The sequence below is a fragment of the Pseudomonas sp. PICF6 genome (assembly GCF_009831705.1).
GTDB classification, from domain to species: Bacteria; Pseudomonadota; Gammaproteobacteria; order Pseudomonadales; family Pseudomonadaceae; genus Aquipseudomonas; species Aquipseudomonas rhizophila.
This window is the reverse complement of the sequence record NZ_WUUD01000017.1, coordinates 137,837-144,292: the sequence shown is the minus strand read 5'-3', so window position 1 is coordinate 144,292 and position 6,456 is coordinate 137,837. Positions and strand designations below refer to the sequence as shown.

Below are 6,456 nucleotides of genomic sequence, written 5' to 3'. Positions count from 1 at the left end.
CCTTTGTTCACCCAGACCGCCGAATACGACGTGGTGCTGGTGGCCGACGAGCGCGGCGACTTCGGCGAATACGTGCCCTACCAGACCTGGTACCCGCGTCCGGTGGCCGGCACGCAAGGCCTGACCCCCACCGCCTGGCACAAGACCGTGGAAACCTACGGCGCGGCACAGCTGCAAAAACGCTTCGAAGCCCTGGCCGGGCGCTGGATGAATGATCGTGATTTCGCCGCCTGGATCGCCGTGCGCAGCATCGCCAGTGCCGTGAGCAAACTGCGCCAGGACGATCCATTGGCCATCCGCCAACTGGCGCTGAGCGAGCAATTGCCGCTGGACGGTTTCAAGGGGCGCAAGCTCAGTTACCGGCCGTGGAACGGGCAACTGCGCCAGCCGATTCCCCTGGTTCAGCCGCGGGCGCTGGTGAGCACCTCGCCCCAGGACGGTTTTCTGCACCCTACCAACGAAATGGACAGCCTGGGCTACGACCGGCCCGAAGTGAGCTGCCGCTACCCCTGATCCCTTCAAGAACAACAATAAGGAAACCGCCATGCGCCGCCCCCTGCTTGACCCGACCCGGTTCCAACCTGCCCTGCTTTGCCAGACCCTCACCCTGGCGGCGGCGTTGTTGGTCGCCGGCCCCGCCGCCGCCAGCATCGCCTGGGTTTCCAATGAGAAAGACAACAGCCTGAGCCTGATCGACATGCAGAGCCTGGAGGTCATCGAGACCCTGCCGGTGGGCCAACGCCCCCGAGGGCTGTTGCTGTCCCACGACAACCGCTTGCTGTACATCTGCGCCAGCGATTCGGACCGGGTCCAGGTGATGGACGTCGCCACCCGCAAGATCATCAAGGAATTGCCCTCCGGCAAGGACCCGGAGCAGTTCGCCTTGCACCCCAATGACCGCTGGCTCTACGTGTCCAACGAAGACGATGCCCTGGTGACCGTGATCGACACCCAGACTTCCGAGGTGCTGGGACAGATCGGCGTCGGCGTCGAGCCCGAAGGCATGGCCGTCAGCCCCGATGGCAAATGGGCGGTCAACACCAGTGAAACCACCAACATGCTGCACTGGATCGACACCAGCACCCAGACCTTGGCCGACAACACACTGGTGGACCAACGGCCGCGTTTCGTCGAGTTCAGTCGTGACGGTTCGCAGCTCTGGGCCTCGGCGGAAATCGGCGGCACGCTGACGATTCTCGATGTCGCCAGTCGCCAGGTGCTCAAGACGCTGACGTTCCAGATCAAGGGCGTTCACCCCGACAAGGTACAACCGGTGGGCATCAAGCTCAGCGCCGACGGCAAACTCGCCTTCGTCGCCCTGGGCCCGGCCAATCACGTCGCCGTCATCGATGCCAAGACCTTCGAAGTGCTGGATTACCTGCTGGTGGGGCGGCGCGTCTGGCAACTGGCATTCACCCCCGATCAACGCCAACTGCTGGCAACCAATGGCGTCAGCGGCGATGTGTCGGTGATCGACGTGCAGAGCCGCAAAGTGCTCAAGTCGGTGAAAGTCGGGCGTTACCCCTGGGGTGTAGTGGTGACGCCATGAACGCCCTGGAAGTCAGCGACCTGAGCTTCGCCTACGGCGCGCGCGAAGCCCTCAGGCAGGTGAGTTTCAACCTCGCAGCCGGGCGCTTCGCCGCGTTGCTGGGCCCCAATGGCGCCGGCAAATCGACGCTGATTGCCTTGCTCACGCGCCTGTATGACGTGCAGCGTGGTGAGGTCCGCGTCGGCGGCCATTCGTTGCAGACCTCGCCGCGGCCGGCCTTGCGCCAGTTGGGCGTGGTGTTCCAACAGAGCACCCTGGACCTGGACCTGAGTGTCGAGCAGAACCTGCGTTACCACGTCGCGCTGCATGGCCTGTCGCGGCGCCAGGGCAGTGTGCGCATCGACGCGGAACTGGCCCGCCAGCAGTTGACCGAGCGGCGCCAAGAACGGGTGCGTGCCCTGAATGGCGGCCATCGTCGCCGGGTGGAAATCGCCCGGGCGCTGCTGCATGAACCGCGCCTGTTACTGCTCGATGAACCCAGCGTTGGTCTTGACCCGGCCAGCCGGCTGGCCCTGAACCAACACGTCCGCCAGTTGTGCCACGAGGGCATCAGCGTGCTGTGGACCACGCACCTGCTGGACGAAGTACAGCCCAGCGACGATCTGCTGATCCTGCATCAAGGCCGCCTCGTCGCTAGCGCACGCGCCGACGCCGTGAGCCAGGCACACGGCGGCACCCTCGGTTCGGCCTTCACACATCTGACCGCAGCGGGAGTTCACTCATGAACGCGTATTGGCAATGCTTCAGCGGCATCGTGGTGCGTGAATGGCTGCGTTTCGTGCTACAACGCACGCGCTTTCTCAGTGCCCTGGTGCGGCCGCTGCTGTGGCTGCTGGTGTTCGCCGCCGGCTTTCGTGCGGCACTGGGCATCGCCATCATTGCCCCCTATGACACCTACATCCCTTATGAGGTGTACATCGTGCCTGGCCTTGCCTGCATGATCCTGTTGTTCAATGGCATGCAGGGTTCGCTGTCGATGGTCTATGACCGGGAAATGGGCAGCATGCGCGTGCTGCTCACCAGCCCCCTGCCGCGGGCCTTCCTGCTGGCGAGCAAGTTGCTGGCAACCTCGCTGATCTCGTTGTTGCAGGTCTACGCATTTCTCGCCATTGCCTGGCTGTACGGCATCCAGCCACCGGCCATGGGCCTGCTGCTGGCGTTTCCGGCGCTGCTGCTGGTGGCCCTGATGCTCAGCGCCCTGGGCTTGCTGCTGTCCAATGCCATCCGGCAACTGGAGAACTTTGCCGGGGTGATGAATTTCGTGATCTTCCCGATGTTCTTCCTGTCCTCGGCACTGTATCCATTGTGGAAAATGCTGGAGGCCAGCCCTTGGCTGTACTGGCTGTGCACGGTGAGTCCGTTCACCCATGGGGTGGAGCTGGTGCGTTATGCGTTGTATGAACGGTTCAATCTGCTGGCAATGGTGGTGTGCGCGGGCTTGACTCTGGTGTTCGCGCTACTGGCGGTGTGGACCTTCAATCCGCAGCATGCGGCGTTGCGCAAAGCAGGCTGATTGCACGACGAATAACCCTTGTGGGAGCGAGCCTGCTCGCGATAGCGGTGCGTCAGTCACGTCTCTGCCAACTGAACCACCGCTATCGCGAGCAGGCTCGCTCCCACAGGGGATAGAGCATGACCTAGGTTTGACACTTGTCTTTGAGCCCGAAATTACTACTTTAGTACCGGTTTTCCTGTCTATGGTCGCATTCACAAGACCTCGACCCTGGCATGTAATGGGCGCATAACAAAAAGGATAAATTCCCATGCCCCGTTTGCTGGTGATCGTCTTGCTGGGCCTGTGGCTGAATGTCGCCCAGGCTGACACTGCGCTGTTCTCCGCGCAGGGCTATCGCATTGCCCAGTACCGCAGCCCGACGCCCGCCACCGTCGATGGCGCAAAAACGCTCGATACCCAGGCACTGCAACAGCTGATGGGGCAAACGCCGCCTCCGATCCTGATCGACGTCTATCGCCGCCCCTGGCTCCAGGGACGCTTCATCGACAACGAGCCCCACGCCAACCTCCCCGGCAGCCTGTGGCTGGCCAATACCGGCGACGGCGAACTCGACTCGACCTGGCAGGATTACTTCAACCATCACCTGGGAAAAGCCACGGGCGGGCGAGCGGATCAACCGCTGGTCTTTTATTGCCGCTCTGATTGCTGGTTGAGCTGGAACGCGGTAAAACGCGCCGCCGCCATGGGCTATAAACAGTTGTATTGGTACCGCGACGGCCTCGACGCCTGGGAGGCGGCCCGCCTGCCCTTGCAAGCGGCCCGGCCCGAACCCTTTCCCTGATTTTAATGAGTGCGTGCCCCCGCTCCACCCACACGACAATAACGAGGTGAATGGCCATGTATAAGATCCTGATAGCCGACGATCACCCACTGTTTCGCGAAGCCATCCACAACGTCATCAGCGACGGTTTTCCTGGCAGCGAGGTGATGGAAACCGCCGATCTGGACAGCGCCCTGGCGTTGACCCGCGAGCACGACGACCTCGACCTGATCCTGCTGGACCTGAACATGCCCGGCATGCACGGCCTCAATGGCCTGATCAACCTGCGCAACGAGGCGCCGACCATCCCCGTGGTGATCGTCTCCGCCGAACAGGACAAACAGGTGGTGCTGCAAGCCATTACCTACGGCGCGGTGGGGTTCATCACCAAGTCCTCGCCGCGCTCGCAGATGACCGACGCCATCGAGCAGATTCTCAACGGCAACGTGTACCTGCCACCGGACATCATCCGCACGCAGAAAAGCCCAATGGGCCGCCGCCTGAACGAAACCCCGGCCTTTGCGCCCGAGCTGCTGCAGGCACTGACCCGTAAACAATTGCTGGTGCTGGAACGCATGACCAAGGGCGAGTCGAACAAACAGATCGCCTACACGCTGGAGATCGCCGAAACCACGGTCAAGGCTCACGTCTCGGCCATCCTGCGCAAGCTCAATGTGCACAATCGGGTGCAGGCGATTCTCAGTGCCGGGGATATTGATTTCGGGGCTTATCTGCGCCGTTGAACCGCTGACACACATCCCTGTGGCGAGGGGATTTATCCCCGCTGGGGCGCGAAGCGGCCCTAAAACCTAAGAACTCGGTCTGCCTGGCAGATCCAGGGGGGCTGCTTCACAGCCCAGCAGGGATAAATCCCCTCGCCACAACAGCGTTCGGCTCAATGACTCTTGGGCCCACTCAACAAATGACTCATCGCAATCTTCAGTTTCATCGGCCGCACCGGCTTGTGCATCAGGGTGTGGCCGCGTTCGCGGATCTGCTGCTTGAGTTCGTTGCTGTAGTTGGCGGTGATCATCATGGCCGGGATCGCCGAGGCCCGGCGGGCGTTGATCCGGGCCACGGCGTCGACGCCGTTCTGCTCGTTGTCCAGGTGATAGTCGGCAATCAGCAGGTCGGCCTCGGCATGGTAGTTGTCCACCTGGCGCGCCAGGTCCTGCTCCGACAGCGCGGTCACCACCCGACAACCCCAACCTTCGAGCAACGTACGCATGCCGGCGCAGATGGCCGCGTCGTTATCCAGCACCCAGACCCGGGCCCCGCGCAAGCGCTCAAGCATCGGTTCGCTCATCTCCAGGCTCGGCAACGGCTTGGGCGCGGTGGCGCTCAGGGGCACGTCGATGGAGAACACCGAGCCCTTGCCCGGCCATGAACGCACCTGGATCCGGTGCCCGAGGATCCCGGCGATTTTCTCGACGATCGCCAGCCCCAGGCCCAACCCTCGATCCTGATCCGGGCGCTGCACATCGCCGCGCTTGAACTCCTGGAAGATCTCTTCAAGACGGTTTTCGGCAATGCCGATGCCGCTGTCCCAGACCTGGATGGACAAGCGCTGACGGTGCCGGCGACAGCCCAGCACCACCCGCCCGCTGGGGGTATAGCGAATGGCATTGCTCAGCAGATTGCGCAGGATCCGCGCCAGCAACTGCATGTCGCTGCGCACCAGGGCCGAACACGGCACAAAGTGCAGTTCCAGCCCCTCACTGCGCGCCACCTGGACGTATTCGGCGGCCAGGTTGTCGAGCAACTCGCTGAGGGCGAACGGCGCGATATCGGCCTTGATCACCCCGGCATCGAGCTTGGAAATGTCCACCAGCGTGCCCAACAGGTTTTCCACGTCCTGCAGCGAGTGGCTGACGTTGCGCACCAGTTGCGCGTTCGCTACCGGCTCACGGCGCTCGAGCAAAGCGCTGGTGAACAGCCGCGCGGCGTTGAGCGGTTGCAGCAGGTCATGGCTGACCGCCGCGAGGAATTTGGTTTTCGACAGGTTGGCCTGCTCGGCCTCGCGCTTGGCCTCGCGCAAGCGCAGCTCCACCCGGCTGCGCTCGTCGATTTCGCGCAATAGCTGGTCATTGAGGGAGGTCAGTTCGGCGGTGCGTTCCTGGACGCGCTGTTCCAGGTTCTGGTAGGCCTGGTGCAGCGCCTCGGCGGTGCGACGCCGCTCGGTGATGTCGCGGATCAGCACGAAGATTCCCACCACTTCACCATTGGCCAGCCGATTGGGCACGTAGGAACGCAGCATATAGCGTTCCTGGTTGTTGATATTGGTCTCGGCAAACTCGAACGTCACACTCTCACCGGCCAAGGCCCGGGCCACGTAGGCCTCCAGGCGCTGGTAATGCTGTTCGCTGTGGGCCTCGCGCAGGCTCTGGCCGAGCATCACGCCACGGGGCCAGCAATACCATTGCTCGTAGACTTTGTTGGTAAATTCGTAGACCAAGTCGGCATTGAGGTAGGCGATCAGCGCCGGCACATGGTCGGTGATCAGGCGGATCCAGCGTTCGCTTTCACTCAGGGCCTCGGCGTGCTGGTAGCGCTCGGTGATGTCGGTGAAGGTGTTGACGTAGCCGCCGGTGGGTAGCGGATGGGTGCGAATCTCCAGGACCCGGCCATCCG

The 6,456-nt window shown here is 62.8% G+C and carries 6 protein-coding genes and 1 pseudogene; 6 read left to right on the top strand and 1 reads right to left on the bottom strand.

All coding sequences use genetic code 11. The features are described from left to right. The 6 genes and pseudogenes from GSM73_RS27195 to GSM73_RS10885 form a co-directional block, all read left to right on the top strand. A pseudogene (locus GSM73_RS27195) lies at positions 1-513 on the top strand (branched-chain amino acid ABC transporter substrate-binding protein); the annotation flags it as partial. A 31-nt stretch (positions 514-544) separates the two neighbouring features. Next, entirely contained in the window at positions 545-1,549 is a 1,005-nt protein-coding gene (locus tag GSM73_RS10905) for a YVTN family beta-propeller repeat protein (protein WP_047228996.1), read from the top strand. Then, a complete protein-coding gene (locus tag GSM73_RS10900; protein ID WP_160892500.1) occupies positions 1,546-2,274 on the top strand; it encodes an ABC transporter ATP-binding protein in 729 nt (242 codons plus the stop codon). The genes GSM73_RS10905 and GSM73_RS10900 overlap by 4 nt, the downstream gene beginning before the upstream one ends. Next, entirely contained in the window at positions 2,271-3,062 is a 792-nt protein-coding gene (locus tag GSM73_RS10895; RefSeq protein ID WP_160892498.1) for an ABC transporter permease, read from the top strand. Before GSM73_RS10900 ends, GSM73_RS10895 begins: the two co-directional genes overlap by 4 nt. A 250-nt stretch (positions 3,063-3,312) precedes the next feature. Continuing rightward, positions 3,313-3,846, top strand: a complete 534-nt coding sequence (locus tag GSM73_RS10890; RefSeq protein ID WP_160892496.1) for a PQQ-dependent catabolism-associated CXXCW motif protein — start codon at positions 3,313-3,315, stop codon at positions 3,844-3,846. A gap of 56 nt (positions 3,847-3,902) precedes the next feature. Further along, a complete protein-coding gene (locus GSM73_RS10885; RefSeq protein WP_047229013.1) occupies positions 3,903-4,568 on the top strand; it encodes a response regulator transcription factor in 666 nt (221 codons plus the stop codon). 152 nt (positions 4,569-4,720) lie between these two features. Here the strand turns inward: GSM73_RS10885 and GSM73_RS10880 are convergent. Then, on the bottom strand, positions 4,721-6,456 hold a 1,736-nt coding region (locus GSM73_RS10880; protein ID WP_256676829.1), incomplete at its 5' end, for a PAS domain-containing hybrid sensor histidine kinase/response regulator.

Coding starts and splice junctions, on each gene's coding strand:
- GSM73_RS10890 (WP_160892496.1), top strand. CDS start 3,313: ATGCCCCGTTTGCTGGTGATCGTCTTGCTGGGCCTGTGGCTGAATGTC.
- GSM73_RS10900 (WP_160892500.1), top strand. CDS start 1,546: ATGAACGCCCTGGAAGTCAGCGACCTGAGCTTCGCCTACGGCGCGCGC.
- GSM73_RS10895 (WP_160892498.1), top strand. CDS start 2,271: ATGAACGCGTATTGGCAATGCTTCAGCGGCATCGTGGTGCGTGAATGG.
- GSM73_RS10905 (WP_047228996.1), top strand. CDS start 545: ATGCGCCGCCCCCTGCTTGACCCGACCCGGTTCCAACCTGCCCTGCTT.
- GSM73_RS10885 (WP_047229013.1), top strand. CDS start 3,903: ATGTATAAGATCCTGATAGCCGACGATCACCCACTGTTTCGCGAAGCC.